Source organism: Pyxidicoccus trucidator (assembly GCF_010894435.1).
Lineage (GTDB): Bacteria > Myxococcota > Myxococcia > Myxococcales > Myxococcaceae > Myxococcus > Myxococcus trucidator.
In genome coordinates, this window is record NZ_JAAIXZ010000012.1 from 357,079 (window position 1) to 375,293 (window position 18,215).

Below are 18,215 nucleotides of genomic sequence, written 5' to 3' on the forward strand. Positions count from 1 at the left end.
GCGATTGCATGAACAACCGACAGCAGCGGTCCTGGATGGGGTGGTGCGCGGCGCTGGTGGCCTGGGCGCTCGTGGGCACGGCCTGTGACAACGTGGCCACCGGCGACGTGAAGGTGACGATGAGCGGCGGTGACGGCACCCAGCGCGGGCTGCCGGACACGCTCTTCCAGGATGGCTGGTCCATCCAGTTCACGAAGTACCTGGTGTCGCTGGGGGACATCACCCTCACCTCCGCTGCCGGCGAGGTCCACACGAGCGGGCGCCACGTGCTGGTGGACGTGCAGAAGGGGGACCTGCCCCTGACGGAGCTGAAGGGCCTGCCCGCGGGCCGCTGGGACGTGGGCTTCCGGCTGAGCCCGCCCCGGGAGGACACTGAGCTGGCGGACGGCCAGGTGTCAGCGGAGGACGCGGCGATGATGCGGGAGCGCGGCTTCAGCTACTTCGTGGAGGGACGCGCGGTGAAGGCCGGCGTGGGCGTGCTCACCTTCCGCATGGGCTTCCCCGTGGAGGCGCGCATGAAGGACTGCATCAACGGCGTGGACGGCACCCAGGGCCTCGTGGTGCCGGAGTCCTCCGTGGCGGAGGCCGAGGTCACCATCCACGCCGAGCACATGTTCTATGACCGGCTGGGCACTCACAAAGGCGTGCAGCTGCGCTTCGACGCCATCGCCGCCACCGCCGGTCCGGACGGCGTCATCACCCCGGAGGGCCTCGCCTCGCAGCGACTCACCGACCTGAAGGGCCGTGACGGCCAGGAGCTGCGCGACGCCCAGGGCCAGCCCGTCGTCTACCTGCCGGGCGCGTATGACGTGCGGACGCTCCAGGAGTTCATCACCCAGAGCATCGTCGACCAGGCACACCTCAACGGCGGGGGCGTGTGCACCGTCGCGAGGTGAGGCTGATCCAACGACGAGCCAGGGAACAACCGTGGGCTCCGCCAGGCCGGAGCGGTACACGCGCGCGCCCTGTGCACCGCTGAACACTCCCGGGTCGGACTCCACCCCGGCGGCTGGCTTGTCTGGATCTCAGTGCCCACCTTGGAACTGTTCCCAACCCGGGCCTGCCCCCATGCGTCGTGGCCGAATCTTCATCGCTCAGTCCGCCGAGTTTCAGCTCAAGCGCCTTCCCGAGGACATGCGACTGCACGTCGAGACGCACCTGGAGAACCTCGTCATGGTGCTCGAGCAGGAACCCCCGGAGGCGCTCCTGACGCGGATGACCCGCGAGGACGATGGCTTCATCGCGAACGTGGGCGCCACCCGCATCTTCTTCTCCGTCGACACCTCGCTCAGGGCCCTCACCGTCCAGCGCCTGGAGCAGCAGGCTCCCGAGGACGACGAGGAGCCCCGGTAGCCAGGACGCGGCTCAGGCCGTCAGCGGCAGCGTCTCGTCGGCCTGCTCGCAGGGGCCGACCTGCCGCACGCCCGAGTGACGGGGCAGGCAGACGCGGAACGCCGTCCCCTCCCTCTCGGTGGAGCGCACGCTGAGCGTGCCCCGGTGGGCCTGGACGATGCTGTGCGCGATGTAGAGGCCCAGCCCCAGGCTCTCGCGCGCGGTGGCTTCGGAGGTCTCGCCTCGACGGAACGGGTCGAACAGGTGCGGCAGCAGCTCCGGGGGAATGGGCGCGCCCTCGTTGTGGACCTCGATGAAGACGCCGTCGCCCCGCTCCCAGGTGGACAGGCGGACGGGCGTGCCCTCCGCGCTGTGCTTCAGCGCGTTGTCCAGCAGGTTGGCCAGCACCTGCGCCATCCGCTCCAAATCCCAGGTGCCATGCAGGCAGTCGCGCGCGAAGTCGCACCGGATGGCCCGGCCCGGGCGCGTCACGTGCAGCTCGTCCGCCACCCGGTTGCACAGCTCATTCAGGTCCCCCGCCAGGGGCACCACGGAGATGCCTCCGCCCAGGCGGACGCGGGTGAAGTCCAGCAGCAGGTCCACAATCTGCTGGATGCGCTCGCCGCCCCGGGCCACGCGCTCGAAGGCCTTGCGCCGCGAAGCGTCCAGCGTGCCGGAGCCGAGCTGCGACTTCGCCGTGGTGAGGATGACGGACAGCGGCGTGCGGATGTCGTGGCCGACGATGCCCACCAGCTGCTGCCCCAGCTCCGCCGCGCGCTGCAGCTCTTCCTCGGCGCGCCGCCGGGCAGCCAGCTCCAGCGCCTGGCGCTTCACCTCCTCGCCGCGCAGGTACAAATCCACGAACACCTGCACCTTGGCGCGCAGGATGTCCGGGTCCACCGGCTTGAGGAGGTAGTCCACCGCGCCCTGCGCGTAGCCCCGGGTGACGTAGGCCGCCTCGCGGCTGAGCGCGGTGATGAAGAGGATGGGCACGTGCTTCGTCCGCTCGCGAGCCCGGATGAGGCGGGCCGTCTCCAGGCCGTCCAGGCCCGGCATCTGCACGTCCATCAGGATGCAGGCGAAGTCGCCGCGCAGCAGCTCCCTCAGTGCCTCCTCTCCCGAGCGCGCTGTCACCAGCTCCTGCCCCAGCGTCTCCAGGATGGCCTCCAGGGCCAGCAGGTTGGCGGGGACGTCATCCACCAGCAGGATGCGCGCTCGGGGCGGCACCACGTCGATGGAGTCTTCAGAAGGGACAGCGGGCAGCTGGGACAGGGAGGAAGGCACCTTTCGAATCCGTCTGCGGGAGCGAGGCCGCGTCGTGAGGGAGCAGCCGACCGGGGCCCTACTGGCCCGGCCGCTGACAAGCACCCATTCTCAACACGGAGCAACGTGGCCGGGTTCCCTCCGTGGACGCGTCTCCCTCCCCACCTCTCGCTGCTCGCTCCCCAGGCTTGCGCGCCCTGGGTCGAGCGCCGCGCCGGGAGACAGGCCCGCCACGCCGCCGACGGCCGGGGCTCCTGAAGAGGAGTCCAGCCGGCGGCGGGTGGCAGGGACTGCCGCGACCGCACGCCCCGCGTCAGGCCTGGGGCGGCTCGTTGCGGCGCGCTTCGACTTCCTTCTTCACCTGCTCCATGTCGAGGCCGCGAACCTGCTTCAGCAGGTCCTCCAGCGCCGCGGCGGGCAGCGCCCCGGCCTGCTCGAACAGGAGGATGCCGTCGCGGAAGACCATCAGCGTCGGGATGGAGCGAATCTCGAACGCGCCGGAGAGCTCCGGCTGGGCGTCCGTGTCGATCTTCCCGAAGACGATGTCCGTGTGCTTCGTGGAGGCCGCCTCGAACGTGGGGGCGAATGCCCGGCACGGGCCGCACCACGCCGCCCACCAGTCGAGGATGACGATGCCTTCCTTGGACACCGTCTCCTTGAAATTGTCCTTCGTGATTTCCACCGCCGCCATGACGCGCCTCGCTTCCTTTAGCGGACTTCCAGCAACTCCACTTCGAACAGGAGCGTGGAGTTGGGGGGGATGACGGGCGGGTAGCCGCGCGTGCCGTAGCCCATCTCCGGGGGAATGGTGAGCTTGCGCACCCCCCCCACCTTCATGCCGGCGACACCCTTGTCCCAGCCCTCGATGACCTGCCCTGCCCCGAGCCGGAAGGTGAAGCCCTGGCCCCGGTCTCGGCTGCTGTCGAACTTGGAGCCGCTGGTCAGCGTCCCCACGTAGTGCACCGTCACCGACTTGCCGGCCGTCGCCTCGGCGCCGGTGCCCACCTTCACGTCTTCCACCTTCAGGCTCATTCACCGCTCCTCGTTCAACTGGAGTGGAACACCTTAATGCGCAAGTCGCTCACGCGCCGCACCGGAAAAGCACGGTGGCGCGGTGCCCGTCAGCTTCCGGGCACCGCGCCACCGTCTCAACCCACTGGGATTTCAATGACTGGCTGCTCAGAAGGTACCGCCGACGCTCACGGTGCCCTGGTAGCTGCCGCCCTCATCGAAGTCGCCGCCGCCGGAAGCCACACCCGGAGCGAACTCCTTGTCGAAGAGGAAGTTGTAGTTGGCCCGCGCGTCCACGGTGAAGTTACCCATGTGGCCCCGGAAGCCCACGCCCGCCGGCACGTTGCCCACCGTGTCGTCCTCGTAGCCGAGCACCTCTCCACCGCGGAAGTTGTAGTCGTTGATGCCGATGCCGCCGAGCACGTACGGGTGCCAGTCCGTGGCGAACAGGCCCAGCGTCACCACCGCCTGGCCGCCGTTACGGATGAGGTCCGGGCCGTCCACCACGCCGCCTTCACCGCCGACGTCGAGGTTGTTCAGCGAGCCGCTGTAGCCCAGCTCGAGGCCCAGAATCTTGGACGGCTTCAGGGCCGCCCGCACACCCGCCGTGGCGCCGGGGTTGATCTGCGGAGCCAGCTCACCGGTGTAGCCCTCCACGCCGCCGCCGACCAGCAGCGTCAGGCCGCGCGTGTCGTTCTTCTCCTTCTCCTCCACCTCCAGCGGCTCAATCGGCTGCGCCGCCTCGGCCGAGGGCCGGTAGTCGGACGGAGGTGGCGTCGTGATGCCGCTGCCGCCCGTGGCGTCCTGCGGCGGATACGCCTGGGACTCGGGCTGCTGCATCTCCGGCTGCTGCATCTCCGGCTGCTGCTGCACCGGGGGCTGCTGCACCGGGGGCTGCTGCATCTGGGGCTCCGGAATCACCCCGCTGCCGCCCACGCCCTCTTTCACCGGCTCGCAGCGCAGGAGGACTTCGCCCGTGCCGCTGCCGCCAATGCCCGGTTCCTCCTGTCCCACGTCGCCGCTGCCGCCCACGCCTTCATCGGTCAGCGGGTCCTGCATGCCCATGTCGTCGACGGCGTCAGGTACGGGCTCTGTCTCGATGATGATGCTGTCACCCTGCTGGGCATCACCCTCCACGGGTACCTCGTCCTGCGCCTGGGCCAGCATCACCCCCTGCGTGGGCGAGTCGGCGCTTGCCTTTGACGGTGGACAATCACCATCCGCGGCCATCGCGGCCGTGCCGTACATGAGCGCAGCGACTGCGCCCGCCAGAATCTTCGCTTTCATCCAACCCTCCATCGTCGAGTGGCTGACATGAAGGTTGTTTGCGAAGGCACATCCGGCAAGGCGCTGCCCGTGGCGGATCACCCGCCAGCGTGGCCCCCCGCATGCAGGGCGGCCAGGCGTGGTGTGGGGACAACAGGGGTTGCGCGCGCTACCCGCCGCGCAGCCACTCCGTGCCCGTGACGACGGGCAGTTGCAGCGCGCGCTCGCGGTCCAGGTCCAGGTTGCCGATGTGGAGCGACAGCGGGGACTGGACCCATTTGTAGATGGACTGGTGGAAGAGGCGGACGAACTTCTCCACGTAGCCGCCCAGGCGCGCCGCCTCCACCTCCGGGAACATGGCGGTGAGCGCCTGGAGCATCTCCGCGGGAGTGAGCTTCTCGCCCGCGTGCAGGTAGAAGCAGGCGTCGAGGATGGGGAAGGGCATCAGCTCCTCCTCTCCCACCTGGTTGTGCGCCAGCTCGGGGCCGGCGGGCTTGGCCAGCACCTTGCGGATGCCCTCGTAGCCTGTCGTCTCCTGCAGGTAGTCGAGCAGGTACATCACCACCGTCTTCGGGACGTTGGCGATGACGGCCAGGGCCCCCATGAGGTCTCCGCCGATGGTGGTGTAGCCCACCGACTTCTCGCTCATGTTGCCTGTCTGCAGGAACAGGCCCCCGCAGGAGTTGCTCCAGTTCCACATGCGCTGGGCGCGCAGGCGGGCCTGGATGTTCTGCTCGGTGATGGGCGTGACGGGAGCGTCCCCCAGCATCTTCTGGGCGATGGCGCGCTCGCGCTCGAAGGCCTCGTCGATGGAGACGACCTGGAAGGGCACTCCCAGCTCGCGGGCAATCGTCTCCGCGGCGGCGCTGGTGGCGTCGCTGGAATAACGGCTGGGCATGTAGAACGCGCGCAGGAGCGAGCCCGGGTCCTCGGGCCGCGCCTTCTTCGCGTAGCGGTGGGCGATGAGGAGCGTGAGCAGCGAGTCACGCCCGCCGGACAGGGCGATGCCCAGCACCTTGAAGGCGCGGGTCTTCTCGAAGTAGTCGCCCACGCCCAGGGCGAGCGCGTCGAGCAGGTCCTCGCACAGGGCCTCGCGGGCGGGCCGGCGCGTGTCCGGTCCCGGGAGGAAGAAGCTGCGGTGCGGGGGCACCGGGTAGGTGAGCGCCTCGCGCTTCGTGCCCACCGCGCCGGTGCAGTCCAGCACGGGGACGCGCTGGCCTCCGCTGGCCAGCCAGTTCTCACGGTCCACGCGCCAGGTGGTGGCCTCGCCGCGCAGGCGCAGGGTGCGGTCCAGGTCCACCACCGCCGCGGCGTAGCCCTCCTGGAAGCGGGGCGTCTCCATGACGTGGCGGCCGTTCTGGTTGAGGAAGCCGCCACCGTCGAAGATGAGGCCGTCGTTGCTGCCCAGCCCGTTGCAGTAGGCAATCGTGCACTGGTGGTCCGCCGCGCGGGTGGCGATGAGCTCGCGCCGCGTCTCCACGAAGCCCAGCCGGAACGGAGAGGCGGACAGGTTCACCACCAGCTCCGCGCCGGAATAGGTGCGCCGGCGCATGGGGCCGTCCGGGCTCCAGATGTCCTCGCACACCTCCGGGGCCACGATTCCGAAGTCGAACTGGAAGAGGTAGTCGCCCAGCGGCACGCCGCGGTGGACCTCCGCCATGCCCGGGGAGCCCCGGCCGAAGGTCCGCGCCTCATAGAAGACGCTGTAGGTGGGCAGCTTCTCCTTGGGCACGAGGCCCAGTACGCGCCCGCCCGCCACCACCGCCGCGCAGTTGAGGCGCAGGCTCTGCCAGGCGATGCCCACGCCCACGATGAAGACGGTGGGCAGCGACGCCGTCTCGCGGGCGAAGCGCTCCAGCTCCGGCCACTGCCGGTCGATGAAGCCCTGCCACTGCACCAGGTCCTCGGCCGGATAGCCGGCGATGGCCTGCTCCTGGAAGACGCCCAGCGTCACGCCGTCCGCCGCCATCTTCCGGGCCTGGGCCAGGAGCCTGTCCGTGTTCCGGGTGAAGGCGCCCACGGTGGTGTTGACGCTGGCAAGCCCGAGCTTCACGAGCCGCATGGTTGTTCCCACTCCCCTTTCGGCCGGACGCGCCCGGTTGGGCCCGGGGTCCGGCACCGGTGTGGGGCCCAGCAATGCCCGGCCCGCCCGCCAAGGCAAGCCCTACCCGCGCGGGGCCTGGGGCCCTGGGCCCCGGTTCAGTTCATCGGCCCGGTGGGCCGCACGGGCTGGAGGCGGGCGATGAGCTCACCGACGTCCGCCATGACGGACTCCAGGCGCCGCTTCACGTCCAGCTCGCCCAGCAACTCCTGGCGCCGCTCGGCCTCCGGGACGACGGCCGAGGCCACCACGTCCGCCAGCGTGCCGCCCAGGGCGCGCGCGGCCACGGGGAGCAGGTTCTCCGCGAAGGAGGGCGGCACCCGGCCGGCCAGCTCGAAGACGGCCTGCCGGAGCTGCTCCTCCTCGGGGCCCACGTACGGCAGGTCCGGCAGCACCTCCGCGGACACCTCGCGGTACGCCTTGTCGCCCGTCAGCTCGGAGGCCAGACGGACGCGGCAGACGCCCTGGAGGAGGATGTTGTAGCGCCCCTCTTCCACCTGCTCGTCCCAGATGATGACGCCCGCGCACATCATGGGCTGCATGGGAGGCCGACCGCCGTAGTCCCCCTCCCAGCCGGACTCCAGCTGGGCCAGGGCCATGATGCGGTCCCCCGCGAGCGCGTCGCGGACCAGGGCGCGGTAGCGCGGCTCGAAGATGTGCAGGGGGATGACGGTGTGCGGGAAGAGCACCGCCGACGGCAGCGGGAAGACCTTCAGCGCGCTTGCAGCGCGCTCGACGCGTTCTTGAGCGGTCATGCGGGCACCCCTGAGTTGATAAGCCCGCCGGGTGCCGGTCGCATTCCAATCATGCGGCCGGCCGAGCGGCAGCATCAGGGTACAGGGGCTCCGGGTCCGACTGGAGCCGCAAGGCGTCAGGCCGTCTCACCTCCGACATGTGGGTCCAGCGGCGAGCCCGGCGTCACTCGAGCGTCGCCAGGAACGGGGCGCCGTTCTCCTCGCACCAGCGGCGGTAGGTCTTCAGCCGGTCATTGGAGGTCACCTGCTTGAGGACCTCGCCGTCCGGCCCGAGGTACTGGATGGCGCCGCGCACGGTGACGAAGAGGACCACCGGCGCATCCCCCACGGCCATCCAGCTATCGACGTTGCCGGGGGGCTCGTAGACGTAGGCGCCCGGGCCCACCACCTCGCCGGTGTCGAGGAGCTTGCGATGGCCGGCGACGTTGAAGCCGTGCACCTCGCCGGTGTGCCGGTGTCGGGGGATGACGGTGCCGGGCTCCAGCCGGAAGAGGTACGTCCAGCCGCTGTCGTCCCGGAAGAAGCGCAGCGGCTTGAAGGAGAGCCCGGGAGGGCCCATCGGAATCCAGGGGAGCTGCTCGGTGTCGATGGGGTGGGAGGCCAGGGGGGTGGGCGTCATTGCTTTCTCCGTGCTTTCTCCGTCGAGAGGTGACGACAGAGTGCCTCGCCCATGGACCGCTGGCGGGGCCAGGATTGACGAATCTCATTGGGCCAATCCATGGTCCGGTCCGCATGGACCTTCACGTCAACCTGCGGAGCCGGCGCGACCTGGCGGGGCAGATATACCGGGAGCTGCGCGCGGCCATCCTCGACGGCCGCCTGCGACGCGGTGAGCGGGTGCCGCCCACGCGAGAGCTGGCCCTGCGCCTGGAGGTGTCCCGCAACACGGTGAGCGCCGCCTATGAGTGGCTCACCGCCGAGGGACTGCTGGCGGGCCGCTCGCGGGCGGGCAGCTTCGTCCAGGGGGAAGGCCCCACGGGTGCGGGCCGCTCCGGAGGGCGCGGCACGGTGCGGCTGCGAGCCCGGTCCATCTGGAACACGCTGCCCACCCCGCGCGCACCCGAGCCGGCGCTGGCCCACGACTTTCGCGTCGGAATCCCCGATGCCGGGATGTTTCCCTTCGAGACGTGGCGGCGGCTGATGGCGCGCCAGCTCCGGGCGGCGAACATGCCAGCGACCTACGCCGAGGCCGCGGGCCATCCCGGGTTGCGGGAGGCGGTGGCCCGGCACCTCGGTGTCGCCCGGGGCGTGCGCGCGACGGCGGAGGACGTCCTCGTCACGAACGGCGCGCAGCAGGCGCTCGACCTCATCGGCCGGGTGTTGATTGAGCCGGGAGCCTGCGTCGCGGTGGAGGAACCGGGCTACCCGCCACCCCGGCTGCTGTTCCAGTCCCTGGGCGCGCGCGTCGTCTCCGTCCCCGTCGACGCCGAGGGCCTGGACGTGAGCGCGCTGCCGGACGACGCGCGCCTCGTCTACGTCACCCCCTCGCACCAGTTTCCCTTGGGCATGCCCATGTCACCCGCGCGGAGGACGGCGCTGCTCGACTGGGCGAAGCGGCGGGACGCGGTGGTGATTGAAGACGACTACGACAGCGAGTTCCGCTTCGGGGGGCGCCCGCTGGAGACGTTGCACGGGCTGGACCGCTCCGGCCGCGTCATCTACGTCGGCTCGTTCTCCAAGGTGATGCTTCCCTCGCTGCGGCTGGGGTTCCTCGTCGCGCCGCCCTCGCTCCAGCGCGAGCTGCGGTTGGCCAGGTACGTGAGCGATTTGCATAGCCAGTGGCCGGCACAGGGAGCGCTGGCGCGCTTCATCGATGATGGATTGCTCGCGCGACACATCCGCAAGATGCGGCGGGAGTACGAGAGCCGGCATGAGCGCATCCTGGAGCGGCTGACGCGTGACTTCGGCGACTGGCTCCAGCCCGTGCCGTCGACGGCGGGACTGCACCTGAGCGCGACCTTCCGGCACGGCAGCCGGCGGCTGGAGCAGGACGTGGTGGCACGCGCGAAGGCGGCGGGAGTCGGGCTCGTCGCGCTCTCTCGCTATTACGCCAGTCCGTCCGTGAAGCCCGGCCTGGTGCTCGGCTATGGCGCGGTGGCGACGGCGCGCATCGACGAGGGACTCCGGCGGCTGCGTGCCTGTGTCACGGCGGCGGCCGGGACGAAGCGGGGCTGATTCAGGGCGCGGGGAAAAGATGGAGCGGGCCAGGCCGCTGTTCTCGGTCTCCCGCCATCTCAATCGGTGGAGCCGCTGTGCGTGCGTCCCCGTCCCTGCCCCGCCTGGGTGGGGTGGCCGACGTGTGGAACGACGGTTCCTTCCGCTCCCGCTCGCGTGAGCCCTGAGTCCCGGACGGTCGACGTGTGGAACGACGGTTCCTTCCGCTCCCGCCCGCCCTCGTGAGCCCCCAAGCCCCGGACGGCCGCCGTGTGGAATGACGGTTCCTTCCGCTCCCTCCCGCCCGCGTGAACCCCGAGTCCCGGACGGTCGACGTGTGGAACGACGGTTCCTTCCGCTCCCTCCCGCCCGCGTGAACCCCGAGTCCCGGACGGTCGACGTGTGGAACGACGGTTCCTTCCGCTCCCGCCCGCGTGAACCCCGAGTCCCGGACGGCCGACGTGTGGAACGACGGTTCCTTCCGCTCCCTCCCGCCCGCGTGAGCCCCGGCGGGGGAGGCCGACCCTGAGAATGAACGTTCCGTCCACGTCCGCCCGCACCGGAGGCGGCACTCATCCCCGAACACCCGAGCCGCGACATCCGATGGCCTCCGGGACGTGAGCGGTGGCATAGAATTGAGGCGTGGAGTCCTGGCAGCCTCGTAGCGCGCATGTGGTGGATGTCCTCTTCGCGGGGCTGGCTCGCCGCGCCCGACTGTTCACCGATGGCTGGGGTGACGAGCGATTCCTGGAAGCCGTGGAGGTGGGGACCTCATTCCTTCCGGAGCCGGCTCGAATCTCTCCTGTCTGGAGTGAGCCGACGTCGCGCCGGGGAGCGTGGGTCCGGGATGGAACATTCAGCTCGCCGCTGCCCCTGCTGGCGCCCGCCGCGCAGACGGCGCATGTGCGGTGGCTGAGCGCCGGAAGCTCCCGTGGGCGCGCGGCCTGCGTGGTGCTCGCCGCCTCGCGGGAGGAAGGCTTCGCCCTGCGCGAGCGCCTCTACACGCCGCTCGTCCGGGAGGGCATCGACCTCCTGTTGCTGGAGAATCCGTACTACGGCCTGCGACGGCCGCTCGGCCAGCGGGGCGGAGCGCTGCGCACCGTCAGCGACCACGTGCTGATGAACCTGGGCATGGTGGAGGAAGCGCGCGCCCTGCTCGCGTGGCTGCGAAGCGAAGGCTACGAGCGCCTGGGCATCGCGGGGTACAGCATGGGCGGGTACATGGCGGCGCTCACGGCGGTGCTCTTCCCGGAGCCCCTCGCGGTGGCGGCGCTCGCCGCGGGCGCGTCGCCCGTGCCCGTGTTCACCCGGGGGCTGCTGTCGTGGTCCATCGCGTTCGCGGAGCTCGACGGCGCCCGGCGCGACGCCGAGCAGGCCCGTCAGCGGCTGGGCCGCATCTTCGACCTGGCGAACCTGACGAAGTTCCCGCCGCCGAGACAACCGGGCGCGGCCATCCTCCTCGCGTGCAAGCGGGACGGCTTCGTCCCGGCGGAGGAGACCCGCACGCTGCAAACCCACTGGAAGACGAGCGAGCTGCGCTGGGTGAACGCCGGCCACGTCTCGGCCCTGCTCACCGAGCGGTCGGCGCTATGTGCGGCGGTCCGTGATGCACTGGCACGCGTGGAGCCGTCAGCGCAGCCGGCTCCCGATTAGGGCTTCACGCGCCGCCTGTCGCATGACGACGGGCGGCGCATGAACGGAAGAGGGTCTCCCCCCTCAGCTCACTCCACTTCGATGGGTCCGCAGACGCCCTGGCTCGCCTGGACGTAGTAGTTGCCTGCGGCGCCCTCTCTCGACAGCGACCCATGGCAGCAGTAGTCACGGCCGGTGAGCGTCGTGCGGTTGAAGTTGGTGTACCAGGTACGAACCCAGATATCCGAGGTCTCGCAAATCCAGAGGATGGGCTGCTCCTGGGTGCCGAGGTCTTCGGCGCCTGCGTCCTCCTGCGCTGCACCGCACCCGACCACGAACAATGCCGCGATACATGCGACTGCGGATGACTTCATGAGCATGCGACGCCTCCTGACCACGGGGACTCAGCGCGTTCTGCGGCGACAGTTCTACCAGCACGGAGTGTGTGAGACACATCGCCTCTGCGTGATGCCACCGTGTCATCTGTCAGGACAGGCTGCGGGGCTCGAGGTGGCAGGGCGCGCGGGTGGGATGACGGGTACGTAGCACGAGCCCTTGTACACATAGGCTTCCCTGTCGCAGTCCTTCAGGTCCGCGACGCTCTTGAGCCAGCAACCGCCATGGATGGGGACCTGCACCTTCCCGCACCCCGTTCCCACCTGTGCGAAAGTCGTCGGCCCCACGGCGCGCGGCTGCTCGGTGTCCACGACTGAGCAGGCAAAGTCCCCTCGGAGCGAATCAGGCCGGGCATGGAACGCACGACGACGCCAGACTCTCCCCTCCCTCCGGCTCGGGAGCCCGTCATGAAGCGCGTCCTGCTCCAGCGCTCGCTGCTCATCCTCTGCATCGCCCTTGGCACCACGGCGCATGCCGAGCCGGCCACGCGGCTCCCACCGGAGCGCCCTGCCCCCGTCCAGGGCTGGGTGCCGGCCTACGACGCGCACATCCGCGCGGAGGCAGCGAAGGCGCCCGGCCTGCTCTCGCTCCCCGGCGACCGGATGTCCGACTTCTGCCCCAGGTGGGCAGCCCTGGCCCCCGGCGCGCGCCTCCAGTTCTACGCGGACCTGCTGTACGCCATCTCAGGCCCCGAGTCCGGCTGGGACCGCCGGGTGATGTTCAACGAGACGGGCATCCTCGACAAGGCCACCCGCAGGCAGCTCATCGACCCGGTGACACGCAGGCCCATCCTCAGCGAGGGCCTCCTCCAGCTCTCCTACGCGGACATGAGCAGCTACCCACAGGCCGAGGGCCTGGGCTGCCGCTTCGACTGGGAGGCGGACCGCGGCGCGTTCCTGCTCGACGTGCAGGCCAGCGCCGGGGCCCGCACCTTCCACTCGCTCCACCCGACGCGCTCCCTGCTCAACCCGTACGCGCAGCTCACCTGCGGCGTCCACGTCCTCAACACCCTGGCGCGGCGCTTCCCCCAGGAAGGCTTCCGCACCGCCGCCGGCAGGTACTGGTCGACGATGCGCCCCAGGAAGAAGTCCCACGCGCGGGTGCTATCGGCGCTCCAGGCTCGCGAGAGCCCCTGCTTCCAGTCCACCCCCGCCGCGCACGCCGTCCTGGCCGCGCTCCTCCAGTCCTGGGCACACCTGTCCCCCGGCCCGGCGGCGCACGGCCTCGTCGCGGAGGTCCGGCTACGTGCGCGTGGCCTGGACGAGCCGCAGCACCACCACGAAGTGGAGCCCCGCGCCCACGAGCGTCAGGGCGTGGAACAGCTCGTGGTACCCGAACACGCCGGGCCTCAAGTCGGGCCGCTTCAGCGCGTACGCGACGGCGCCCAGGGTGTAGGCGGCGCCACCGGCCAGGATGAGTGAGAGCTCGGTGACGCCGAGCGCCTGACGTGCTTCACCCAGGTACGGCACCAGCGTCCAGCCCACGCCGACGGCCAGCGCCGCCGTCACCACCTTGGGCGCCTGCACCCAGAACAGCGACTGGAGGACGCCGACGAGCGCTCCGCACCAGATGGCCAGCAACAGGCTGTCCCCCGCCGTGCCCGAGACGCCGAGCAGCGCAACCGGCGTGTACGTGCCCGCGATGAGGATGAAGATGGACGCATGGTCCATGCGCCGCATCCACACCCGCCCTCGCGGGGACCAGTCCACCCGGTGGTACGTGGCGCTCACCGAGAACAGCACCACCAGGCTGACGGCATACAGCGCCGCCGCCGCCGCGGCCCGAGGGGTGGGCGCCATCGACACCAGCACCCCGCCCGCCCCGAGCGCGCCCACGGCGGCGAACTGGTGCAGCACCCCTCGCAGCTTCGGCTTCTCCACGGCCTGGGCGTTCAGGACTGGGCCTGCGCTTCCACGCTCGCTGCCCTCGGAGGACGGGGGATGAGGTAGTCGCGCTGGATGGTGGCCAGCCCCAGCTTCTCCAGCAGCACGCAGGCGCCGTAGCCCATGTCGATTTCATGCCGGCGGTAGGAGAAGGACGCCGACCCCGGATAGCGGTGGTGGTTGTTCTGGAAGCCCTCGCCGAAGATGAGCCACGCGGCCAGGTGGTTGTTGCGCGAGTTGTCCGACGTGTCGAAGTTGCGCCCGCCCACCGCGTGCCCCAGCGAGTTGACGATGCCGCCCTGCACCGGGTGGCTCATCATCCCCAGGAAGTAGGCCGCCCCGAGCAGCCAGCCGATGCCGAGCCCGAGCGCCAGTCCGATGACGGCATGCAGGACGTACGGCAGGTACCACCGCCCCGAGCTGTTCAGCCTGTTGAGCGGGAAGTCGAGGTCCTTCGCGTAGCGCGTGTACTCCGGCTCGTTGCGCAGCAGCCCGACGATGACGCGCTTGTAGTTGCGCAATTGCTCCATGCCGATGCCGAGGATGCCGACGTTGACCGGCGAGTGCGGGTCCAACGGGGTGTCGGAGTGCTCGTGATGGAGCCGGTGCATCACCACCCACGCCTTCGGGTCCAACCCCGTGAGCCAGTTGCCGCCCACGAGCACCACCCTGCGCAGGGCCGGGTGGAGGCGCACCGCCTTGTGCGCGAGGCCCCGGTGGTAACCCACCGTAATCGTGAGGATATTGAGCAGGTATGCGGCGAGGAAGACGGCTCCGCAGGTGGCGAGGTACATGGGGTCTCCAGCTCCGCCGACTGGTTACTGGCCAGTAGGTTTCGATAGAGTAAGTTACTCGCGGGTAACCTGGAGATCAACTTGGCGAAGAAGAAACGACTTTCGGCCGCCGACCGCCGGGTCCAACTGATGGAGGTCGGGCGAGGGGTCTTCGCCTCGCATGGCTACGAGGCGACCTCCATCGAGGAGGTTGCCCAGCAGGCGGGCGTGTCGAAGCCCATCGTCTACGAGCACTTCGGCGCGAAGGAGGGCCTCTACGCGGCCATCGTGGACCGGGAGATGGACGACCTGGTGGCGCGCATGTCGGAGAGCATCTCCCAGGGCACGCCCCGCGAGCGCTTCGAGGCGGCGGTGCTGGCCTTCATGACGTACGCCAAGGAGGAGCCCGCGGGCTTCGCGGTGCTCACCCGCGACTCACCCCTGGCCACCGCGCGCCGGGGCCTGACGCGCGTCATCGACGACCTGGCCCAGCGGGTGGGTGACATCTTCCGCAGCGAGTTCGAGCGCGCCGGCTACAACCCCAAGGTCGCCCCCATCTACGCGAATGCGCTGGTGGGCATGGTGACGCAGGTGGGCCAGTGGTGGGCCGCCGAGGGCCGCGGCTTCTCCATCGACCACGTGGCACGCCACGTCGCGGCGCTCGGGTGGATGGGGCTGCGGCACCTGCCCAAGGACCCGGACTCGCCCGGAGCGCGCCAGGGCACGAAGCGGCGCGGCTGAGCCAGCGGCCCGGTGCGAGACGCGCACCGGGCCACCAGCGCACCCGGCGCGCTCACCCCCCGTGAGCGCGCCAGGCGGTGACTACTCGGCGTAGTAGAAGCCGTTGCCCCACTTGAAGGCCGTCGTGCCCGAGGGCGCGCTCATGATGTGGCAGTTCGCGGTGTCCCAGCCGCCCTCGCTGCAGGAGTTGTTCGGGCCGGGCGTCACGTAATACTTGTTCGCCCAGATGAACGGAGTGCCGCTCGGCGGGACGGGCTTGATGTAGCAGTTCGCCCCGTCGTACCAGGCGCTCAAGAAGGTGCCGTTGTGATACGGCACCAGCTTCGTGCACGGCGCCGGCCCGTTGGCCACCTTGGCGATGCGCATCTCCGTGTTCGCCGCGCCCCACATCATCGCGTGGATGAGGACCGCGGGGTTGCCATTGTTGTTGAAGCTGAACCAGTTGGAGTTGTTGCGGTCCTCGTCATCCGTGTGGACGTAGCCCGCCGCCAGCCAGTACGCCGACTGGACGTTGGACGGGGCGAAGACACCGTACTCGAAGCCCAGCGAGGGGAAGGCGCCCATCCCGGAGTTGCCCGGCATGAACATGCAGAAGCGCAGCGTGGTGTTCGCGTTGGACGTGTTGGGCCAGATGTTCCCCGAGCGCGAGTTGGCGTTGTTCTTGTCCTCGTTGTCGAAGTAACGGATGAACTCCATGCTCCCCAGCGGGCAGCTGCTGCCCAGCTTGAGCACGGCGTAGGTCTCCTTGCGCAGGTCCGTGTTGAAGCCGTGAATCAAGCGCTTGAACTTGGTCCCATCCACCCGGCAGAAACCAAAGCGCGTCCCCGCGCTGGTCTGCTGCGTCGCCCCCACCCAGCCCCAGGTGTAGTTGTTGTTATTCTTGTCCTCGTCATCCATGTAGATCTGGATGTACTCACTGCCCGCGGGGCAGCCCCACGGCTTCTTCGGAATCACGCCGACGTCCTGGGCGCCCAGGCTCTTCAGGCCGCTCTTCGCTCCGTCGGAGACGTCCGCGCCGGGGCAGTGCGTCTTGGACATGGCCGAGTCCACCTCGTAGCACCGGCCGGCCTCGCAGTAGATGCCGTCGCGGCACGTGCCGGGCTCGGCCGGGAGCGCCGGAGCCTTGCAGTCCTTGAGCGTGGCGCCCGCGCACATGGCCCGCGACACGGCGGAGTCGGCCGCGTGGCACTGGCCCTCCTCGCTGGTGGGGTTGTCGCAATACGCCCCGTCCAGGCACGAGCCGAGGCCGGCGCGGGTATCCGCGAGCTTGCACTCGCACAGCGCCTGCGAGGGGCCGGAGTCGAGGGGCTGGCAGCCGCAGCTGTCACACCACTCGCCACCGACGCACGCGCCCACGCCACAGCCGCCCGCGGGAGGCTCGCAGGCCGCTCCCATCTTCGCGCCGCCGCACATCACCTGCGAGACGGGCGAGCTGGGCGGGTGACACCCCGCGGAGTCACCACAGCCACTGCCCTCACAGTAGGAACCCTCGGAACACTTCCCCACGCCACAGACGGGGTTGATGAGGCCGCAGGCACAGGCGAACTCGGAGATGGGCGACTCGGGCGCGTAGCACCGGGTGCCGTCGCAATAGCTCTTGCCGACACAGCCCTCGGGGATGACGGCCTGCTCGGCCGCGGCGGCGGGCGTGGACCCGAGCAGCGCGAAGACGAGGAGCGGCGTGAGGAGGAACAAACGAGATGACATGGGAATGGGTGGCTCCGTCGAAGGTGAGCGCGGGCGATGAGCACGCCCCATGCCATCGGCGCACCGCCCGCCAGGCGGGTCCGCGCGGACACGGCTGTGACCTCCCCCGTCACAAAGCACGCGGCGCAGTGACGGCGGACGCCACACGGGGCCGCCGCGGCGGGCCTACCGGCGTCCCCTTCCCACGCTCCCGGGTGGCCCGCAAAAGCAAGCGCCCCGGCCACCCTCTCGGGCAACCGGGGCGCTGCTCACGCGCTGCCCGGAGGCAGCGCGTCAGCCGGAGGGGCTTGGGACGGCCCCCTCCGCGTCAGCTCAGTTGAACGTGGTGATGAGCGAGACGTTGGTGAAGCCGCCCTTCGCGCCGAACACCTGGATGTAGTACTTGCCCGGCTCGAAGCCGTTCAGGTTGCAGTTCTCCGTGCTGTGCTCGTTCACGCCACGGCAGTCGTAGGAGCCGAAGCCCGGGGCCGCCGCGCGCTGCACGTAGAGGTCCGCGTTGCCCGCGCCGTTCTTCAGCCGCACGTGGATGTTGCGGGTGCCGCCGTTGGTGCGCTCGGGAATCTGGACCGTGAACACCTGCGAGGAGCCCGCGGCGCCGGACAGGCCGGAGATCTCCACGCCCGGCTCGATGGGCACGAAGCCGCCGTCCCAGGTCACCACCAGCGACACGCCGGTGTAGGCGCTGAAGCCGTTCAGCATCACGTACCAGAGGCCCTGGCCCGGAGCCGGGAAGGTGCACACCTCGTTGTTGCCCGAGCTGTACGGACGGCAGTCGTAGGAGGTCGCCGTGGGGGCGTTGAGGTAGCGCACGTACAGGTCCGCGTCACCCGTGCCACCGGACATGGTGAACTTCAGGTTCGTCGCGCCCTCGGGCACCGTCACGGAGAAGTACTGCTTCGCGCCGCGAGCACCGGACAGGTTGGTGGCCGGCACGTTCCGCTCGATGGGGAGGTTGACCGGGGGAGGAATCGGCACGCCCACGCCGACCGCCTTCCACGCGTTGCCCACCGAGGCGATGGTGGCGGCGTCGTAGCCCAGCTGCGCGGCAGCCTGCTCCGTGGCCGTCTTGGCGTTCTCGAAGTTGGAGGACGGCAGGAGGAGGTCGACGTTCGCCTTGTAGAAGATGCGAGCGGCCTTCTCGATGCCGATGCCAGCGACCACCTGGGTGGTCTTGGCGCGCGGGTGCGTGCCACCCTGCGAC

17 protein-coding genes are annotated in these 18,215 nt (G+C 70.1%); 5 read left to right on the plus strand and 12 right to left on the minus strand.

Translation table 11 applies throughout. From position 1 onward, the window contains the following. Window positions 1-8 precede the first annotated feature (8 nt). Both G4D85_RS31185 and G4D85_RS31190 read left to right on the plus strand, forming a co-directional pair. Window positions 9-896, plus strand: coding sequence for a hypothetical protein (locus G4D85_RS31185; RefSeq protein WP_164017673.1), 888 nt, complete (start codon window positions 9-11; stop codon window positions 894-896). Between the two features lie 172 nt (window positions 897-1,068). After that, on the plus strand, window positions 1,069-1,353 hold the full coding sequence (locus G4D85_RS31190; RefSeq protein ID WP_164017674.1) for a hypothetical protein: 285 nt from the start codon (window positions 1,069-1,071) through the stop codon (window positions 1,351-1,353). 12 nt (window positions 1,354-1,365) lie between these two features. Here the strand turns inward: G4D85_RS31190 and G4D85_RS31195 are convergent, their stop codons facing one another. From G4D85_RS31195 to G4D85_RS31225, 7 genes are all read right to left on the minus strand, one after another. After that, window positions 1,366-2,616, minus strand: a complete 1,251-nt coding sequence (locus tag G4D85_RS31195; protein ID WP_240359592.1) for a hybrid sensor histidine kinase/response regulator — start codon at window positions 2,614-2,616, stop codon at window positions 1,366-1,368. A gap of 292 nt (window positions 2,617-2,908) precedes the next feature. Beyond that, complete coding sequence (trxA, locus tag G4D85_RS31200) at window positions 2,909-3,286, minus strand: thioredoxin (RefSeq protein ID WP_164017675.1); 378 nt, start codon at window positions 3,284-3,286, stop codon at window positions 2,909-2,911. 17 nt (window positions 3,287-3,303) lie between these two features. After that, complete coding sequence (locus G4D85_RS31205) at window positions 3,304-3,627, minus strand: FKBP-type peptidyl-prolyl cis-trans isomerase (RefSeq protein ID WP_164017676.1); 324 nt, start codon at window positions 3,625-3,627, stop codon at window positions 3,304-3,306. Between the two features lie 147 nt (window positions 3,628-3,774). Further along, window positions 3,775-4,893, minus strand: a complete 1,119-nt coding sequence (locus tag G4D85_RS31210) for a hypothetical protein (protein ID WP_205525790.1) — start codon at window positions 4,891-4,893, stop codon at window positions 3,775-3,777. A 148-nt stretch (window positions 4,894-5,041) separates the two neighbouring features. Beyond that, a complete protein-coding gene (gene nadE / locus G4D85_RS31215) occupies window positions 5,042-6,934 on the minus strand; it encodes an NAD(+) synthase (protein ID WP_164017677.1) in 1,893 nt (630 codons plus the stop codon). Between the two features lie 137 nt (window positions 6,935-7,071). Continuing rightward, a complete protein-coding gene (locus tag G4D85_RS31220) occupies window positions 7,072-7,728 on the minus strand; it encodes an LON peptidase substrate-binding domain-containing protein (RefSeq protein WP_164017678.1) in 657 nt (218 codons plus the stop codon). 163 nt (window positions 7,729-7,891) lie between these two features. Then, window positions 7,892-8,347 carry a cupin domain-containing protein gene (locus G4D85_RS31225; RefSeq protein ID WP_164017679.1) on the minus strand — a complete coding sequence of 152 codons (456 nt, stop codon included), beginning with the start codon at window positions 8,345-8,347 and terminating at the stop codon, window positions 7,892-7,894. 113 nt (window positions 8,348-8,460) lie between these two features. Here G4D85_RS31225 and pdxR point away from each other — a divergent pair, with 113 nt between their 5' ends. Both pdxR and G4D85_RS31235 read left to right on the plus strand, forming a co-directional pair. Further along, window positions 8,461-9,903, plus strand: coding sequence for a MocR-like pyridoxine biosynthesis transcription factor PdxR (gene pdxR, locus G4D85_RS31230; RefSeq protein WP_164017680.1), 1,443 nt, complete (start codon window positions 8,461-8,463; stop codon window positions 9,901-9,903). Window positions 9,904-10,524: 621 nt separating this feature from the next. Next, the gene (locus G4D85_RS31235; protein WP_164017681.1) at window positions 10,525-11,535 is read left to right on the plus strand and encodes an alpha/beta hydrolase family protein; all 1,011 of its coding nucleotides are present in this window, start codon (window positions 10,525-10,527) and stop codon (window positions 11,533-11,535) included. Window positions 11,536-11,603: 68 nt separating this feature from the next. On the opposite strand, the gene G4D85_RS31240 is transcribed toward G4D85_RS31235, so the two are convergent. The 3 genes from G4D85_RS31240 to G4D85_RS31250 form a co-directional block, all read right to left on the minus strand. Next, window positions 11,604-11,894, minus strand: coding sequence for a hypothetical protein (locus G4D85_RS31240; protein WP_164017682.1), 291 nt, complete (start codon window positions 11,892-11,894; stop codon window positions 11,604-11,606). Between the two features lie 1,257 nt (window positions 11,895-13,151). Beyond that, window positions 13,152-13,790 (minus strand): PAQR family membrane homeostasis protein TrhA, encoded by a 639-nt coding sequence (gene trhA, locus G4D85_RS31245; protein ID WP_240359593.1) that lies wholly within the window; start codon window positions 13,788-13,790, stop codon window positions 13,152-13,154. 11 nt (window positions 13,791-13,801) lie between these two features. After that, entirely contained in the window at window positions 13,802-14,587 is a 786-nt protein-coding gene (locus tag G4D85_RS31250) for a fatty acid desaturase (protein ID WP_164017683.1), read from the minus strand. Between the two features lie 81 nt (window positions 14,588-14,668). On the opposite strand from G4D85_RS31250, the gene G4D85_RS31255 reads away from it, so the two are divergent. Then, on the plus strand, window positions 14,669-15,307 hold the full coding sequence (locus G4D85_RS31255; RefSeq protein WP_240359594.1) for a TetR/AcrR family transcriptional regulator: 639 nt from the start codon (window positions 14,669-14,671) through the stop codon (window positions 15,305-15,307). An 81-nt stretch (window positions 15,308-15,388) separates the two neighbouring features. Here G4D85_RS31255 and G4D85_RS31260 read toward each other — a convergent pair whose 3' ends face one another. Together G4D85_RS31260 and G4D85_RS31265 are read right to left on the minus strand one after the other, a co-directional pair. Continuing rightward, on the minus strand, window positions 15,389-17,014 hold the full coding sequence (locus G4D85_RS31260) for a hypothetical protein (RefSeq protein ID WP_164017684.1): 1,626 nt from the start codon (window positions 17,012-17,014) through the stop codon (window positions 15,389-15,391). Window positions 17,015-17,326: 312 nt separating this feature from the next. Continuing rightward, the coding region (locus G4D85_RS31265; RefSeq protein ID WP_205525791.1) for a PPC domain-containing protein at window positions 17,327-18,215 on the minus strand (889 nt) is incomplete at its 5' end.

Bases quoted from the DNA above. Each gene is read 5' to 3' on its own strand.
- G4D85_RS31185 (WP_164017673.1), top strand. From the start codon at position 9: ATGAACAACCGACAGCAGCGGTCCTGGATGGGGTGGTGCGCGGCGCTG.
- G4D85_RS31190 (WP_164017674.1), top strand. From the start codon at position 1,069: ATGCGTCGTGGCCGAATCTTCATCGCTCAGTCCGCCGAGTTTCAGCTC.
- trxA (WP_164017675.1), bottom strand. From the start codon at position 3,286: ATGGCGGCGGTGGAAATCACGAAGGACAATTTCAAGGAGACGGTGTCC.
- G4D85_RS31205 (WP_164017676.1), bottom strand. From the start codon at position 3,627: ATGAGCCTGAAGGTGGAAGACGTGAAGGTGGGCACCGGCGCCGAGGCG.
- G4D85_RS31210 (WP_205525790.1), bottom strand. From the start codon at position 4,893: ATGAAAGCGAAGATTCTGGCGGGCGCAGTCGCTGCGCTCATGTACGGC.
- nadE (WP_164017677.1), bottom strand. From the start codon at position 6,934: ATGCGGCTCGTGAAGCTCGGGCTTGCCAGCGTCAACACCACCGTGGGC.
- G4D85_RS31220 (WP_164017678.1), bottom strand. From the start codon at position 7,728: ATGACCGCTCAAGAACGCGTCGAGCGCGCTGCAAGCGCGCTGAAGGTC.
- G4D85_RS31225 (WP_164017679.1), bottom strand. From the start codon at position 8,347: ATGACGCCCACCCCCCTGGCCTCCCACCCCATCGACACCGAGCAGCTC.
- pdxR (WP_164017680.1), top strand. From the start codon at position 8,461: ATGGACCTTCACGTCAACCTGCGGAGCCGGCGCGACCTGGCGGGGCAG.
- G4D85_RS31240 (WP_164017682.1), bottom strand. From the start codon at position 11,894: ATGCTCATGAAGTCATCCGCAGTCGCATGTATCGCGGCATTGTTCGTG.
- G4D85_RS31250 (WP_164017683.1), bottom strand. From the start codon at position 14,587: ATGTACCTCGCCACCTGCGGAGCCGTCTTCCTCGCCGCATACCTGCTC.
- G4D85_RS31260 (WP_164017684.1), bottom strand. From the start codon at position 17,014: ATGTCATCTCGTTTGTTCCTCCTCACGCCGCTCCTCGTCTTCGCGCTG.